Source organism: Aestuariivirga sp., assembly GCF_046093005.1.
Classification (GTDB): Bacteria; Pseudomonadota; Alphaproteobacteria; order Rhizobiales; family Aestuariivirgaceae; genus Aestuariivirga.
This window is the reverse complement of sequence record NZ_JBJTER010000089.1, coordinates 13,535-29,609: the sequence shown is the minus strand read 5'-3', so window position 1 is coordinate 29,609 and position 16,075 is coordinate 13,535. Positions and strand designations below refer to the sequence as shown.

15 protein-coding genes and 1 riboswitch are annotated in these 16,075 nt (G+C 65.8%); of the genes, 6 read left to right on the top strand and 9 right to left on the bottom strand.

Going from position 1 to position 16,075, the window contains the following annotated elements:
* Nucleotides 1–133: 133 nt before the first annotated feature.
* A riboswitch (cobalamin riboswitch) is annotated at nt 134–347 on the top strand.
* Nucleotides 348–367: 20 nt separating this feature from the next.
* From ACKOED_RS07680 to cobO, 5 genes are read left to right on the top strand one after another with little or no spacing between them, the layout of a single operon-like run.
* Complete coding sequence (locus ACKOED_RS07680; protein ID WP_408915997.1) at nt 368–544, top strand: CbtB-domain containing protein; 177 nt, start codon at nt 368–370, stop codon at nt 542–544.
* A gap of 13 nt (nt 545–557) precedes the next feature.
* Nucleotides 558–1,250, top strand: coding sequence for a CbtA family protein (locus ACKOED_RS07675; protein WP_408915996.1), 693 nt, complete (start codon nt 558–560; stop codon nt 1,248–1,250).
* Nucleotides 1,247–2,284 (top strand): cobalamin biosynthesis protein CobW, encoded by a 1,038-nt coding sequence (cobW, locus tag ACKOED_RS07670; protein WP_408916044.1) that lies wholly within the window; start codon nt 1,247–1,249, stop codon nt 2,282–2,284. The genes ACKOED_RS07675 and cobW overlap by 4 nt, the downstream gene beginning before the upstream one ends.
* The gene (gene cobN, locus ACKOED_RS07665) at nt 2,284–5,952 is read left to right on the top strand and encodes a cobaltochelatase subunit CobN (protein ID WP_408915995.1); all 3,669 of its coding nucleotides are present in this window, start codon (nt 2,284–2,286) and stop codon (nt 5,950–5,952) included. Before cobW ends, cobN begins: the two co-directional genes overlap by 1 nt.
* Nucleotides 5,949–6,566 (top strand): cob(I)yrinic acid a,c-diamide adenosyltransferase, encoded by a 618-nt coding sequence (gene cobO / locus ACKOED_RS07660; protein ID WP_408915994.1) that lies wholly within the window; start codon nt 5,949–5,951, stop codon nt 6,564–6,566. The genes cobN and cobO overlap by 4 nt, the downstream gene beginning before the upstream one ends.
* 60 nt (nt 6,567–6,626) lie before the next feature.
* Here cobO and ACKOED_RS07655 read toward each other — a convergent pair whose 3' ends face one another.
* A complete protein-coding gene (locus ACKOED_RS07655) occupies nt 6,627–7,397 on the bottom strand; it encodes a hypothetical protein (protein ID WP_408915993.1) in 771 nt (256 codons plus the stop codon).
* 145 nt (nt 7,398–7,542) lie between these two features.
* Here ACKOED_RS07655 and ACKOED_RS07650 point away from each other — a divergent pair, with 145 nt between their 5' ends.
* Entirely contained in the window at nt 7,543–7,854 is a 312-nt protein-coding gene (locus ACKOED_RS07650) for a MocE family 2Fe-2S type ferredoxin (RefSeq protein ID WP_408915992.1), read from the top strand.
* Between the two features lie 4 nt (nt 7,855–7,858).
* Here ACKOED_RS07650 and ACKOED_RS07645 read toward each other — a convergent pair whose 3' ends face one another.
* The 8 genes from ACKOED_RS07645 to ACKOED_RS07610 all read right to left on the bottom strand — a co-directional run bounded on the left by ACKOED_RS07645 (nt 7,859) and on the right by ACKOED_RS07610 (nt 15,952).
* On the bottom strand, nt 7,859–8,314 hold the full coding sequence (locus tag ACKOED_RS07645; protein ID WP_408915991.1) for a MarR family winged helix-turn-helix transcriptional regulator: 456 nt from the start codon (nt 8,312–8,314) through the stop codon (nt 7,859–7,861).
* Entirely contained in the window at nt 8,301–9,449 is a 1,149-nt protein-coding gene (locus ACKOED_RS07640; RefSeq protein ID WP_408915990.1) for an Acg family FMN-binding oxidoreductase, read from the bottom strand. Before ACKOED_RS07640 ends, ACKOED_RS07645 begins: the two co-directional genes overlap by 14 nt.
* Nucleotides 9,450–9,530: 81 nt before the next feature.
* On the bottom strand, nt 9,531–10,322 hold the full coding sequence (gene zupT / locus ACKOED_RS07635; protein ID WP_408915989.1) for a zinc transporter ZupT: 792 nt from the start codon (nt 10,320–10,322) through the stop codon (nt 9,531–9,533).
* A gap of 48 nt (nt 10,323–10,370) precedes the next feature.
* On the bottom strand, nt 10,371–11,243 hold the full coding sequence (locus ACKOED_RS07630) for a carbohydrate ABC transporter permease (RefSeq protein WP_408915988.1): 873 nt from the start codon (nt 11,241–11,243) through the stop codon (nt 10,371–10,373).
* A 5-nt stretch (nt 11,244–11,248) separates the two neighbouring features.
* Nucleotides 11,249–12,178, bottom strand: coding sequence for a carbohydrate ABC transporter permease (locus ACKOED_RS07625; protein WP_408915987.1), 930 nt, complete (start codon nt 12,176–12,178; stop codon nt 11,249–11,251).
* 75 nt (nt 12,179–12,253) lie between these two features.
* Nucleotides 12,254–13,630, bottom strand: coding sequence for an ABC transporter substrate-binding protein (locus tag ACKOED_RS07620; protein WP_408915986.1), 1,377 nt, complete (start codon nt 13,628–13,630; stop codon nt 12,254–12,256).
* A gap of 93 nt (nt 13,631–13,723) precedes the next feature.
* A complete protein-coding gene (locus ACKOED_RS07615) occupies nt 13,724–15,202 on the bottom strand; it encodes an amidase (RefSeq protein ID WP_408915985.1) in 1,479 nt (492 codons plus the stop codon).
* A 15-nt stretch (nt 15,203–15,217) separates the two neighbouring features.
* On the bottom strand, nt 15,218–15,952 hold the full coding sequence (locus tag ACKOED_RS07610; RefSeq protein WP_408915984.1) for a copper homeostasis protein CutC: 735 nt from the start codon (nt 15,950–15,952) through the stop codon (nt 15,218–15,220).
* Nucleotides 15,953–16,075: the final 123 nt, after the last annotated feature.

Sequence of the window (16,075 nt, the reverse complement as noted above, 5' to 3'; positions counted from 1 at the left end):
CGGCCAACAGGGTTAAAATCCAGTTTCCGGCAAGGGCCCCGGGACTTGCGGTTTGGTAAACGCGGGGCTCCAAGCTGTGCCGTTTTCGGACCGGAAAGCGGCGTGGCGCGGTTGACGAAGCGCCGGCATGCTGTAAGAACAACGCTTGTGTGGTGCCCGCACGCCGGACGGCAGCGGGCCTAACAGGGAACACGGTGAGGATGACCCAAGCGGGGCCAAAACCGTGACTGCCCCCGCAACTGTGAGCGGCGAGGGTTCTGGCGATCATGGCCACTGGGCAACCGGGAAGGCCGCCAGAGCCCGGCGACCCGCAAGTCAGGAGACCTGCCACGCAACCGGATCAACCTGGTCACCACGGAGGGTGTTCATGACCGCGCGTTCTGTTTCCGCTTTCCCGCTCAGCGTCTCGCAACGGCTTGCCGCCGGGCTGGCGCTTGTCTTCATCGGCCTCACGCTGACCTTCGCGGTGGGGCTCTCCAACATGGCGGTGGCGCATAACAGCGCCCATGATACCCGCCATGCCATTGGCTTTCCCTGCCACTGACCACGCCTAGCTCATGATCGGGCGCGTGGTGCTCGCCGCACTCCTTGCGGGGATGGCGGCCGGGCTTATCATGGGTGCCATCCTGCATGTGCGGCTGACGCCCCTCATCCTTAAAGCCGAAGGCTTCGAGGCGCGGCAATCCGTGGCCACGCATGACCATGGCAACGGCGGGGCGCATGAGCATGACGGCTGGCGCCCCGCCGATGGCTGGCAGCGAAGCCTCGCAACCACCCTCACCACCGTCATGACCGGCGCCGCCTTTGCCGCCGTGCTGGCGGGAATTTCGCTGCTGTCCGGCATCGCCATCACCCGGCGGAACGGCATGGTCTGGGGCCTGTGCGGATTTCTGGCCGTCACCATTGCCCCGGCAGCCGGCCTCCCTCCGGTGCTTCCTGGCATGGCGGCGGGCGATCTTTGGCTGCAGCAGCTATGGTGGGTGAGCACCGTGGCCCTGACGGCGGCAGGCATCTTTCTGCTCGTGAGCCGCCGCCAGGCCTGGGCCGTGGCGCTGGCGCTGGCACTGATCGCCCTTCCGCATGCGCTGGGCGCGCCATCGGGCATCCATGCCGAAAGCACGGTGCCGGCCGAACTCGCGGCGCGCTTCGCCGCCAACACCATCGCCGCCAATGCGGTGTTCTGGCTGCTGATCGGCCAGTTCCTCGCCGTGGCCCTCACGCTCACCGCCAGGGACATTTACGAAAGCTGACCATGCAGAAGATTCCCGCCACCGTCATCACCGGCTTCCTCGGCGCCGGCAAGACCACGCTGATCCGCAACCTGCTGGCCAATGCCGGCGGGCGGCGCATCGCTCTCATCGTCAACGAGTTCGGCGATGTCGGGGTCGATGGCGAAATCCTGAAGGGCTGCGGCGCCGAAGCCTGCCGCGAGGAGGATGTGATCGAACTCGCCAATGGCTGCATCTGCTGCACCGTGGCCGATGATTTCATTCCGACCATGAAGAAGCTGATCGACCGGCCGGACCCGCCGCAGCACATCGTGATCGAAACCTCCGGCCTCGCCCTGCCCCAGCCTCTGGTGCGGGCCTTCAACTGGCCGGAGATCAAGCCGCGCGTCACCGTCGATGGGGTGATCACCGTTGTCGATGCCAAGGCGCTGGCCGAGGGCCGTTTCGCGGATGATGAAGAAGCGCTGGCGGCACAGCGCCTGGCCGACCCGACGCTCGACCATGAAAACCCGATCGAGGAACTGTTCGAGGATCAGCTCAATTGCGCTGACCTGGTGATCGTCAACAAGACCGACCTTCTCGCGGCCGGCGAACAGGACGCCGTTACCGCCGCGCTGAAGCAGAAGCTGCGGGCGGGCACCGGGATGATCGCCGCGCGGCACGGCGCGGTGAGCGTGGCAGCACTGCTGGGCGCCGGGGCGGCGGCGGAAGACGATATGGCGAACCGCCTCTCGCACCATGAGATGGAAGGCGAGGAACAGCATGACCATGATGATTTCGTGAGCTTCGTGGTGGCGCTCGGCCCGCAAGGCGATAAGGCAGCGCTGCTGAACCGCATCGGAAACGCCATCGCCAGCCACGGCGTCCTGCGCCTCAAGGGCTTCGCCGAAATCGCGGGCGCGCCGGCGCGGCTGCTGGTGCAGGCGGTGGGCCCGCGGCTCGACAGCTATTTCGACCGGCCATGGCGCCAGGACGAGCCGCGCGGCACGGCCCTCGTGGTGATCGGCGAGAAGCACATGGACCGCGCCGCCATCACCCAGCTGCTGCGAGGCTGATGCACCTCCTCGCCTCAACCAGCGGTGTGATCGACGGCAGTGCCGAGGCCGTCGACCTCGCGCAGCGGCCGGCCGATATCATCGTGCTGTCGGCCGCCGACAGCGAACTCGCAAGCCTCGCCCGCGCCCATGACCGGAACCCCTGTTCCCTGCGCCTCGCCAGCCTGTTGCGGCTGCAGCATCCGCTGTCGGTCGATGTTTACGCCGGGAAGACGCTGGCGCATGCCAGGCTGATCGTGCTGCGGCTGCTGGGTGGCGCGTCCTACTGGAGCTATGGGCTGGAACAACTGGAGGCGCTGGCCGAGACCAGGGGAATCCTGCTGGCGGTCCTGCCGGGAGATGCCCAGCCGGACCCGGACCTCACGCGCCGCTCAAGCCTGCCCGCCCATCACTGCGAGCGGCTGCGGCAGTATCTGGTGGCCGGCGGCGCCGCCAACGCCGATGGCTTTCTTGCCTATTGCAGGCATCTGACGGAGCGGGGTGAAGAGCCGGCACCCGCCATCCCCCCCGCCCCCGCCGGGCTCTACCGCGAAACCGGCGCGGCGGGCCAGCCGCTGGCGGCGATCATCTTCTACCGCTCGGCGATCGACGGCGGCCAGACAGCCCCCATCGACGCGCTGATCGATGAGCTTGCCGCGCGCGGCATTGCAACACGCGCTTTCTATGTCGCCAGCCTCAAGGACGCGGCGAGTATTGCGGCAATCGGTGGCGGGCTTTCCGGGCGGCCGCCGGACATCATCCTGAATGCCACCAGTTTCGCGGTGGCGGCGGGCGGCGCCGACGATCCGCTGGCGGCCTATGATTGCCCGGTGCTGCAAGTGGTGCTGGCGGGAAGCTCCGAAGCCCGGTGGCGCGCCAGCCCGCAAGGCCTCGAGGCCCGCGACCTCGCGATGAATGTGGTGCTGCCGGAACTGGACGGCAGAATTCTGTCACGCGCCATCTCCTTCAAGGCGGAGGACCAGTGGCACGCCGGGACGGAGTGCCCGATCCTCACCTACCGCCCGGTTGAGGACCGCGTGGCCTTCGTGGCCGATCTCGCGGCCAGCTGGATCAGGCTCCGGCGCACGCCGCCGCAAGGGCGGAAAGTGGCGGTGATCCTCGCCAACTATCCCAACAAGGATGGCCGCATCGCCAATGGCGTGGGCTATGACACGCCGGCCAGCACGGTGGCGATCCTCGCCGCCCTGCTCGGTGAAGGCTATGCGATCACCAACATCCCCGAGACCGGCAACGCCTTGATCGCCGCCCTGCAGCGGGGCCCGACCAACGCCGCGCCAAAGACGGCTTGCGTGAATGGAGAAACGCTTTCGCTGGCCGATTACCTCCGGCATTTCGCGGCATTGCCGGAGACCGTCCGTGAACGGATCACTGGCCGCTGGGGCGATCCCGCTGATGACCCGTTCTTCGCCGGCGGCGGCTTCCGCCTGCCGGTGATCCGCCATGGCAATGCCGCGGTGGCGATCCAGCCGGCGCGCGGCTACAACATCGATCCCAAATCCAGCTACCATGACCCTGCCCTGCCGCCGCCGCATGGCTATCTCGCCTTCTACATCTGGGTGCGGCACGTGTTCGGCGCCCATGCGGTGATCCACAATGGCAAGCATGGCAATCTCGAATGGCTGCCGGGCAAGGCGACCGCGCTTTCGGCGGACTGCCTGCCGGAAGCCATTCTCGGGCCGGTGCCGCAGCTTTACCCGTTCATCATCAATGATCCGGGCGAAGGCACCCAGGCCAAGCGGCGCACCGCGGCGGTGATCATCAGCCATCTGACGCCGCCGCTCACGCGCGCCGAGACCTATGGCCCGCTCAAGGATCTCGAAGCCCTCGTTGACGAGTACTACCTCGCGTCCGGCCTCGACCCGCGGCGGCGCGCGGCACTGCGCCGCGATATCCTGGCGCTCACCGCTTCAACAAGGCTTGATGCGGACGCTGGGTTCACCGGTGACGAAGAGCAGGATTTGCAGCGGCTTGATGCGTTTCTCTGCGATCTCAAGGAAGCACAAATCCGCGATGGGCTTCACGTGCTGGGAGCCGCACCGCAAGGCCGGCTCGAAACCGATCTTCTCGTGGCGCTCACCCGCGTGCCGCGCGGGCTTGGCGAAGACGGCGATCAATCGCTCACCCGGGCGCTGACGATCGATTTCGGATTGACCGGCTTCGACCCCCTGAGCTGCGCGCCCGCCGCGGCCTGGGCAGGCCCGCGTCCACTGGCACTGGCTGACATCTCGGCCGAAGCCTGGCGCAGCAACGGCGATACCGTGGAGCGGCTTGAGCTTTATGCGGCGGCTTTGCTGGAGGGCCTCGCCTTGCCGCCCGGCATGAACGCAACCGCCAGGGTGCTCGCCCGCATCGACAGCCATGTGCGGCCGCTGCTGCGCGCTTCGGGACCATGTGAAATCGCCGCACTTCTGGGAGGTCTTGCGGGGCGTTTCGTGCGGCCGGGGCCATCGGGTGCCCCCACCCGGGGCCGTCTCGACGTGCTGCCGACCGGGCGGAACTTCTATTCGCTTGACAACCGCACCCTGCCCACGCCCGCCGCCTGGACGCTCGGGCGCAAATCCGCCGAGGAGCTGCTGCTCCGCCATCTCCAGGATTTCGGGCGCTATCCCAAGGCGCTGGGGCTTTCCGCCTGGGGCACCTCCAACATGCGCACCGGCGGCGACGACATTGCCCAGGCGCTCGCCCTGATCGGCGCCAAACCGGTGTGGGACACAGCGAGCTGGCGGGTGACCGGCTTCGAGATCCTGCCGCTCGCCAGGCTGGGGCGGCCGCGCGTCGATGTGACCTTGCGCATCTCCGGCTTCTTCCGCGACGCCTTCCCCGCCCAGATCGAACTCCTCGACAAGGCGATCCGCGCGGTGGGAGCGCTCGAGGAGGATGAAGACGACAACCCGCTGGCTCAGCGCATGGCGGCGGAAGCGCGCGCACTGGCAAGGGCGGGGATCGGCGACGCCGAGGCCCGGCGGATGGCCGGCCATCGCATCTTCGGATCCAGACCGGGCGCCTATGGAGCTGGCCTGCAGGCGCTGATCGATGAGAAGATATGGACTAGCCGCGCCGATCTCGCCGCCGCCTATGTCACCTGGGGCGCCTATGCCTATGGCGCGGGCGCACAAGGCGTGCGCGACGAAGACGCCTTCCTCTCGCGCCTCAAGCGGATCGAGGCGGTGGTCCACAACCAGGATAACCGCGAACACGATCTGCTCGATTCGGATGACTACTATCAGTTCGAGGGCGGCATGACGGCGGCGGTGGAACAGGCATCCGGCACCCGCCCGCGCGTCTACCATAATGATCATTCGCGGCCCGAGCGCCCGGTGATCCGCACGCTCGAGGAGGAGGTGAGCCGGGTGATGCGGTCCCGCGTGGTCAATCCCAAATGGATCGATGGCGTGAAGCGCCACGGCTACAAGGGGGCCTTCGAGATCGCCGCCACGGTGGACTACATGTTTGCTTTCGCGGCGACAACCGGCGCGGTGCGCTCGCATCATTTCGATCTCGCCTATGACGCCTTCATCGCCGATGCCGGCACCCGCCGCTTCATCGCGGACAACAATCCGGCGGCGCTCAAGGAGATTGCCCAGCGCCTGGCGGAGGCCGCCGCCCGCGGGCTATGGACGCCGCGGCTTAATTCCGCGCATGATGTGCTGGAGGAGCTTACCAAATGACCGAGGAAAAGCCGGGCCATGACAATGCCCGCCACCACGAGAAGATGGTGAAGAAGAAGGCCGTGCGCGACAAGATCATGGCCGGCAAGACCATCGAGAAAGGCCTGCTGATCGTTCACACCGGCAAGGGCAAGGGGAAATCCACCGCCGCCTTCGGCATGATTTTCCGGGCCATCGGCCATGGCATGCGCTGCGGTGTCGTGCAGTTCGTGAAAGGCGCCTGGGCCACCGGCGAGCGCACGGTGCTGGAGAAGTTCCCCGATCTGGTAACGGTGAAAGCAATGGGCGAGGGCTTCACCTGGGAAACCCAGGACCGTGAACGCGACATCGCGCATGCCCGCGCCGCCTGGGAGGAAGCCAGGCGCATGATCGCCGATCCCGCCTGCCGCATGGTGCTGCTCGATGAACTCAACATCGTGCTGCGCTATGACTATCTGCCGCTCGGCGAGGTGCTGGAGGTGTTGCGCGACAAGCCCGCGGACAAGCATGTGATCGTCACCGGACGCAACGCCAAGGACGAGCTGATCGAGATCGCCGATCTCGTCACCGAGATGGAACAGGTGAAGCATCCGTTCCGCGACGGCGTCAAGGCGCAGGCGGGGGTCGAGTTCTGAGGCGCGCCCGCGCCGCCAGCCGGCGCGGCCGTTCTCAACGCCGGCGCTTGAAGGATCGCATCACTCGGCCGTCTCAAGCTCGCCGGCATAGGCCCGGAACGGCAGGCCTTTGAGCGAACCCCGGAGATCGACGGGAAGCCACAGTTGCTGGCCGGTGGGGAGCTTGCCCACCGGCGCGAAGGCGACGTCATAGCTATCGCCGGGGACGTTTTTCTCCTTGGCGCGCCCGGCAAGCGGAGTCCAACGCACTTCACAATGTTGCACCATGCCCTGATAGGCGGCGCCGTCATCAAGATGGCCGGCTCCCTTGTCGGTCAGCGCGAGCTCGAAGACGTCACGCCCGTCGAACACCTCATGGACGGAGGGACATGGCGTCTCGCCGGCGGTTCCGATGCGCAACACCGCGGTGATCGGATCGGTAACCCGGCTGTTCAGCGCCCGGGCGATGTCTTCCCGGCGCTCGGGCCTGGGACTCTGCGGCTCATAGGTGAGATCGCCATCGGCGGTCCACGACAGGGTGGCTCTGCGGATATCCTTTTCGCGCTCGCGCACCAGATCGAAACTCACGGGTTGCGGCGCGCCGCCGTTGATCAGGCTGGTGGCCCGCGCCACGGCGCTGTATTCGGCGAAAAGATTGGCAAGCCCGTTGCTTTTGATGCGGGCCGTGGAAGTTACCGTATCGGCGCCCACATCAAGGATGAAGCGAACGGTCGTCAGCGTCACGGGGCCCACGTCGACCTTATAGGTGACCGCCACCTGACTCGCCGCCGCGGTCCCGCCGGCCAGTCCCAGCAGACCCAGGGCAAGAATCACGGACAGGGCGTTTCGCATGCGGGTGGCCGCCTTTGTTCGCGTCCAAAGCATACGGACGTATCCTCCCGATCTTTGGCGAGAGTGTGTCCGCCGGCCTTGTTCCATCCGCCGCTTGCGGGTAATCTTCAAGCATCAACCCGCCGCACCGCTGGAGCACGCGCGCATGACACAATGGATTGAAGCCTGCGCCACCGGCGATGTCGCGCGGGAGGATGTCATGCGCTTTGACCATGACGGGCGCAGCTATGCGATCTACCGCGCGCCGGACGACACGTATTACGCCACCGATGGCCTCTGCACGCATGAGAAAGTGCATCTGGCGGACGGGCTGGTGATGGACAACATCATCGAATGCCCCAAGCACAACGGCCGCTTCGATTACCGCACCGGCGAGGCCAAGGGCGCGCCTGTGTGCATCAACCTCAAGACCTATCCGGTGAAGGTCGAAAACGGCAAAGTGCTGATCGGCATCTGACCCGCTACCGGTCTCGCAGCTTGTCGAGGTAGGCGCGGATGTCCGAGAGCATGGGCAGCATGGCGGCGATGTTCCCGGGCGGAAAGCGTTCCGCGATCGTTTGGAGCTGAGGCTGCAGCCGCATAATCGCCGCATCGTGGAAACGGCGGCCTTCCGGGGTGAGCTTGACGCATTTTGAGCGTCCGTCGGCGGGGTTGGGCGCGAGGCTGATGAGCCCGGCCTTCTCAAGCCCCGCCAGCGTGTGGGTCATCGTGGTCTTGGGCACCTGAAAGGCCCGGGCGATCGCCAGCGGCGTGCGGCCATCGCCCAGCCGGACGAGGTGGTTGAGAACCCCGAAATGCGAGGCGAGAAATCCGCCGGGCAACGCCTCTTCCAGCATCCTGCCGGACAGCTGGCTGATGATGGCGATTTCGTTGAAGAACGCGAAAATCAGCCTGGTGGCGTCGTCAGGTTTCGACAATCTTCTTTTCCAGCGGCCAGCGCGGACTGGGCTCCGCCGCCGGACCATAGCCGATCCGCGCGAACATCTGAACCGTTCCGCCGCCGGGCGCCAGCCGCTTGTGGATATCGGCGTAGAGTGCGGCCATCTCGGGATATTCCTGCAAGGCCTGGCTCAGCGGCTGGGTGCCGACTCCGGCGCCGGTGAGGGCGAGGTTGACGCGCAGCCAGTCCGCCCCGGCGGCGATCTGATCCCGCCTCGTATTGGCCGCGGTGACCAGCCAGACATGGCCCATGGCGGTGTCGGCGTTGGCAAACACGGCCTCAACGCCCGCCTGGTAGGCGGACGACGCCGGGTCGAGCGCCTGCGCGCGCGTGAACAGGCCAAACAGCCGGAGCGTTTCGAAAAGCGGGCCGGTGAAGTCGATGCCGTCCGGATTGGCGTCGACCTCGCGGCGGCCGATGCGGAACACATCCACACTTTCCTTGTAGGTGCGCGGCGTCTCGAGTTCGATGCGCAGCGCCTCGCGGGTGAGGCCGCGGAACTGGCCGATGTCATCCTGCGCCACGGAGCCGCCGAACCGCGAGCCGGAATTGACGCTGGCGGCGATAACCGGGAGCACATCGGCCGGCACCGGCCGCGCCGTGTCATAGGGCTCCTTCAGAGACCGGCGGGCGAGGACATGGGCGAACAGCGGGTCTGGCTGAACGCCCGGATCGGCGCGGAAGACAGCGCGGGCAACCGGCCGCTGATCGAGCGCCGCGGGGTTTTCGCCCTCCGGAAACAGCGAGAGTTCGACCCGGTAGCCGTCCTGCGCGGCGGCCATGCGCATGAGCTCCAGGAAGCCCCCAAGCCCCAGGGTGATCTGCCGGCTGTAGGGGTCGGTCTCCGGCAGAAGCCGCTGCAGATCGGCATAGAGCACCACCTGATCCTCGCCTGCGAGATCGACGAGCCACGGCTGGCGGTTGTGCGGGTTGGGCGCCAGCAGCGCGAAAGACAGGGCCTTGCGCCGAATCTCATCCTGGCTGCCGGCGGTCTTCCAGGGGTTGAGCGCGGTTTCCGGCTGGCGGGTCACCGTATAGGCGGTGGCGCCCGCCGCCGCGACGATGACGCCTCCGCCGACCAGAGCCAGGGTTTTGCGGCGCGAAAGAGCCATGTGTCACCTCATTGGTTCGATATCGAACTATATAGTTCGACTTCGAACCAATTGCAATGCCTTTCTGACCTGGCATCAGGACTATTTGAACAGCACCAGGCTGGCGGCCAGCGCCGCCATGCCGGTGACCATGCCATAGACCGTCTCATGGCCCTGGGCATAGCGCTTGGCGGTGGGCAGCAACTCATCGAGCGCCAGAAACACCATGGCGCCGGCGATCATGCCGAACACCACGGCGAACACAGCCGGGCCCAGGAACGGCGCCAGAATGGCATAGCCGATCAGCGCGCCCACCGGCTCGGCCAGCGCCGAGAGCACGGTGGCGATCACCGCTTTCCGCTTGCTGCCCGTGGCATAGTAGATCGGGATGGCGATCGACACGCCTTCCGGGATGTTGTGAATGGCGATGGCCGCGGCCAGCGAAATGCCCACCACCGGATTGTCCAGTGTGGCAAGGAACGTCGCAAGCCCTTCCGGCAGGTTGTGGGCGGTGATGGCAAGCGCTGCAAGCACGCCGAGCCGCTTGATGTGCTCATCGCCGCCATTGCCCGGCGTGATCGCGGCATGCGGATTGGGCATCCACCGGTCGACCGCCATCAGCACCAGCACCCCGGCGAAAAACGCCAGCGTGGCATAGACATAGGCGGTCCTGGGATCATGGAGCGCGGCAAAGCCCGCATCCGCTTTCCAGAAGATCTCAACGAGCGAGACATAGACCATCGCGCCCCCGGAAAAGGCCAGCCCGAAGGCCAGAAGCCGCGGGTTGGGCTCCCTGGAAAATATCACGAACAGGCTGCCGATCACCGTCGACAGCGCTGCCGCGGCGCAGACGGCAAGCGCCAGGAGGAAATTATTGCCAGATAGCCATTCCATGAGGATGTGGATTTTCGCCCAGTTTGCCGCCGCCGTCCAGATGGCGCGTCAGCCCTTCACCACGCCTTCGGCGAGGCCCTTGAAGAACAATTTCTGGGCGAAGGTGAAGGCCAGGATGCCGGGCGTCACCACGATCATGTAGACGGCGGCAAGGTTTGGCCAGGTCCATTGGCCAAGCCCGCCCTGCGCACCCGCCAGCACCACCGGCATGGTGCGCGCCTCCTGATCGTTGGTGAGCGTCGAGCACAGCAGGAACTCGCCCCAGGCGGTGACGAAATTGACGATGAACACCACCACGAGGCCGTTCCGCGCCATCGGCAGGGCGATGGTGAGGAGCGTGCGCAACGGGCCCGCGCCATCGACCTTCGCCGCCTCGATCACCTCATGCGGCACATACTGGAACACGCTGCGCATGATGAGCACGCTGATCGCCAGATTGAGGGTGATGTAGGGCAGGATCAGCCCCGTCGTGCTGTTGATGAGGCCGAGCCCGCTCTGGATCTCATAGACGCTGATGATCGACACCACGCGGGTGGGGAAATAGAGCGAGGCCAGCAGTGCCGCCACCACGATGCCGCCGAAACGCGGGCGCATATGGACGAGCGCATAGCCCGCCAGCACCGCGCAGGCGGTGGTGAGCAGCACGGTTGCCGCCGTCACATAGATGCTGTTCCACATGTTGATGGGCAGCGTCTCGATCTTCTGGAACACATAGGCATAGGTGGTGAAATCGAATTTCCGCGGCCAGAAATCGCCGCGCATCGCATCGGGCCTGGATTTCACCGACATGATCAGCACCCAGGACAAGGGCAGCAGGATGACGATCATGAAGAACCAGATGACGCCGTGCCGGATGATGGCGGCATAATTGCGCGCGAGCCAGCCCGGCTGAGCGTTCGCGCTGGCGGCTGACTGGCTCATCACCCTCACCCCCGCGTCCGGAAAACGCGCAGGAGGATGACCATCACGATCATCATCGCCACGGCGCCGATCATGCCGATGGCGGCGGCGAAACCCTGGCGCCACAGGCCCAGCTTGAAGGCCTGGTCATACATGAAGATGGTCCAGGTGTAGGTTGGCGACTCGCGGTTGAAACCGCCGAAGATGAGATATTCGTCGATCACCGCCATGGCGGTGCCAAATCGCAGCACCACCAGGATCATCATGATCGGCATCAGGCCCGGCAGGGTCACGTGCCAGAACATCTGCCACTCATTGGCGCCGTCGATGCGGGCCGCTTCCGGCAGGTCCTTGGGTATGGCGGCGAGCCCGGCGAGGAAGTAGATCGTGTGATAGCCAAGCCCCCACCACACCTCCATGACGGCGATGGCGGGGAGCGTGAGCGCCGTGCCGCCCAGCCATTGCGGCGCGTCCTGCAGGCTGAACCAGCCCATGGTGTTGACCAGGAAATGATTGATCGGGCCGGACTGGAAATTATACATCCACTTCCACAGCACGAAGACGAGCGTGCTGGGAATCACCGCGGGAATGAGCAGGATCACCCGGTAGACGGTGGCCAGCACCGGGTTCTGCACCCGGTCGATCAGGATGGCGAGGATCAGCGGCAGCACGATGCAGCCGGGCAGGAACATGAGGGTGAAGAGCGTGGCGCGCCACAGGCTGGCCCACATCAGGGGGTCGCTCAGGGCGGACACATAATTGTCGAAGCCGACGAAATTGGCCGGCTCGTTGCTCAGATACTGGAAATCCGTGAAGCTGAGCCACACCACCCGGATAATCGGATAGGCCTGATAGCCGACGAAGAAAGCGACCGCCGGCACCAGGAACGCCCAGGTGAGCAGATCCCGGCGCAGCGCCAGCGCGCGGTGAGGATGGGTCAGGCTTGCGGTGGACATCGCCGTTCAGGTTTCCGGAATGGCGGCCGGAGCGCGCTTGCACGCGCCCCGGCGCATCAGGCCCCGGATCCCGGACTAGCCGCGGTTCATTTCGGCCTGCACGGCCTCGGTGACTTTCTTCATCACCGCCTTTTCGTCCGTCTCCTCGCCCTTGAGGTAAGCATCCCAGATCGGCTTGCCGATCACGAATTGCTGCAGGCCGAAGAGATGGTTGCTGATGGCCTTGGCGCGGTCGAGCTGGCCGCGCACCAGACCCACGAACTCCGGCATCCAGTCCGGCTTGTTGGCGTCCCAGCCGGCATAGATCGACTTGTAGGGCGGCAGGTGGCCGGGATGCCCGCTCGCCGTGCCGACGATCGAATCCTGCCAGATCTGCGGATCATAGGTGAGCGCGCGGATGTACTCGACCACCTTCTCCTTGTTCTTGCCGTGCTTGAACAGCGCGCAACCGGTGGTCCAGAACACCGTTGACCCCTCGCCATTGGCGAATTTCGGCAAGGGCCCGAGCCGCAGCGCCTTGGGATCGTCCCAGTACTGGGCCATGCGCAGCGGCGCGTTGAAGTATTTGGAATAATAGCCCACGCGCTGGGCGGCGACCGCCACCTCGTCCGGCGTGCCGTTGACGCCGCCGTCGGAGGAGCCTTCGAGCAGCAGGTCCGGCGTCGACATGGCGTAGATCTGCTTCATGAGCTGCAGCGCCGAGATCGCCGCGTCGCTCTCGAAGTTGAACAGGCCTTCCGGCGTATAGACATCGGTGCTCATCGAATGCGTCATCGGCGCCAGCGAGCGCCAGCCGCGCGCGTCATAGGCCGCGCCATAGGGCGCCGCCTTGGAATCGACCACCGCCTTGGCATTGGCCATGTGCTCATCCCAGGTCTCCGGCGCCTTGTCGGGAAGCCCTGCCTTGCCGGTGATGCCGGAGTGCCAGGAATTGCCGATCACATCGAGCAGGAACGGCCAGCCATAGAGCTTGCCGTCAACCGTGCCTTCGGCGCGGATCGAGGGGATCATGTCGTCGAGCACATCCTTCGGAATGTAGTCGTCCCACGGCTCGATGACGCCGGCCTTGATCATCGCCGTCATTTCGACGAACGGCGTCTGGCCCACATAGACGTCCCAGGTCGATTCGCCGTTCTTTGCCTCGGCCACGAAACGCTCGATGCCGAAGCCTTCGACCGGCGCGATCTGGTAATTGATGCCGGGGAAGCGCTCATTGACCTTCGGGATGCTGGGATGAAGGTCCTGAATCCACTGGTAGAAGGTCGGCGTCAGCGGCCGGTCCTGGGCCAGCGCCGGCATGATGCTGCTCTTGCCCACAACGCCGACGCCCGCCATGCCGAGGCCGGCCATCAGGCTGCGCGCCAGGAATTCGCGGCGGTCGATCTCACCGCGCCGCAGGGCCTCGCGCGAGGACGCCTGCAGAAGAAGTTCTTTCTCTTTCCGAATGCTCATTCTTACCTCCCGTTTGTGGCCCTCTTGTCATCGGCAGGGCCTTCTCCGCAGAAAACTGTCACAAAAACACCGCGCCGACAATATCGGCGCAACTCAAACCCTGATCATGCGATAGCTGTCCATCCACGGCCTCACCCGCTCCAATGCGGCGCTGGCCGCGATCACGCCATGATCGTCATAGCGCCGGCCGGCGATCTGCAGCCCCACCGGCAAGCCGTTTTCGGCGAGGCCCGCCGGGCAGGAAGCGGCCGGATGGCCATTGAAGTTGATCAGGAAGGTCATGCACCAGCCGATCAGCCGGTTGATCTTCTCGCCATTGACCTCCGCGGGCCCCAGCGTGTTGCCGTCGGTGGCGTTGTCAACCGCCAGGCAGGAGAGCGTGGGCGCCACCAGCAAATCATATTTGTCGAACACCCGCCGCAGCGCATCATAAACCCCGGTGCGGATCGCCTGGTCATTGAGCCAGTCGACCGCCGTCATCTTCCGGCCGATCGCGTCCCAGTGCCAGAATTCGGGCGGCATGTCGTCATGGTGATCGCGCTGAATGTCGATGCCCTGGCGCTTGAAGCCTTCCAGCACCACCACCTGTTTCGCCGCGCAGAAGCGGCACCAGGCCTCGCTCAGCTCCATATGCGAGTGCTTGATGCCGATCTTCACCTCTTCGACGATGGCGCCCGCCGCGCGCAGCGCGTCCACCGCCTTGTCGGTGACCGCGGTCACCCGCTTGTCGACCGGGAAGACGTCATAATCGCGGGTATAGGCGATGCGCTTTCCCTTGATCGAAGCGCCGAGCGCGCCGATGAAATCCACCTGGCCTTCGAGCGCGAAAGGGTCACGCGAATCATAGCCCTGCAGCGCCGACATGGCGAGGGCGGCGTCCTCGACGGTACGGGTGATGGGGCCTTCGAAAATGAACGGCGTCATGTTGCCAAAGGCATCGGGCCGCGACACCAGCGGCACGCGGCCGAACGAGGCCTTGTAGCCATAGGTGCCGCTCCAGGCCGAGGGAATGCGGGTGGAGCCGCCGCCATCGGTGCCCTCGCATATGGGCAACAGACCCGCCGCCACCGCTCCGGCGCTGCCGCCGGACGAACCGCCGGTGTTCTTGTCGAGATTGAAGGGATTGCGCGACGGCCCATACATGTAATTGTCGCAGGTGCCGCGGAAGCCGAACACCGGGCTGTTGGTCTTGCCGACGATGATGGCGCCCGCCTTCTCCATGCGCTCGGCCCAGACGCAGTGGAAATCCGCCGTCCAGTTCTTGAGCGCCCGCACGCCGCCGAAGGTGCAAACCCAGCCCGGCTTGAAGTCGAAACAGTCCTTCATGGCCACCGGCACGCCGTGCAGCGGCCCCAGCTCATCGCCGCGCATCACCGCCGCCTCGGCCTGTTTCGCCGCCTCCCGCGCCTGGTCGAGATGCAGAATGATGAGCGCGTTGATCTTGTGGTTATGCGCCTCGATGCGGGCGATGGCGGCGTCCATCACCTCGACGGGCGAAACCTCCCGGCGCCGGATACGGCCCGCCAGGGCGGCCGCCGATTCGGTTCTTGCCAGGTCCTGCGCTTGCGCCATCGTGTCCTCCTGCTGCTAGCCCGCTTGTCCGATCACCGACCGGATCGCCGTTTCCGATGTCATCAGCCGGTCATATTCGGGCGGCCGAAGTTCGCCGCCCATGAACACATGCCCGCGCCGGAACCGCATGCCGCCGGCTTCCAGTTCCAGCGCCGCGAAATGAATCTCCTTCGGCTGCGCGACGGCGACGATGCGCGCCACATTGCGCGCCGTGATGCCGCCGCCCGGCATGACGATGATGCGGTCTCCCGCCCTCTCGATCAGCGCGGCGATCAGCGGCAGGCCTTCGAGCACGCTCGCCTCCTGGCCCGATGTGAGAACCCGGTCGACGCCGAGTTCGATCAGCGTTTCAAGCGCCGCGAACGGGTCTGGCGTCATGTCGAAGGCGCGGTGGAACGTAATGGCCATCGGCCTTGCCAGCGCCATCAGCTCCCGGGTGCGGGGCACGTCGATGAGGCCATCGGCGGTCAGTTGGCCGATCACCACGCCATCGGCCCCCTCCTCTTTGGCGCAGGCGATGTCGGCGGCTATCGCCGCGAATTCGGCATCGCTGAACAGAAAGTCGCCGCCGCGCGGCCGGATGATCACGTGGAGCTTGATGCCCGGCACCTTGCGCGCCGCGCGGATCATGCCGCGGCTCGGCGTGATGCCACCCTCGATCAGGCTGGCGCAAAGCTCAACCCGCGCGGCGCCCGCCGCCTTCGCGGCGGCGACGCCTTCAGCTGAGTCGACGCAGATTTCACAAATCATGCCACGCCCTTTCGTAAGGGAAATCACCACGAAAATGCCTTTCGCGCAAGGACAGCGCGCGGGCGCGCAGCAGGCTTGCAACAGGCCGGCTCCTCAGCGATGAGTCGTGTCAGAGACATCATG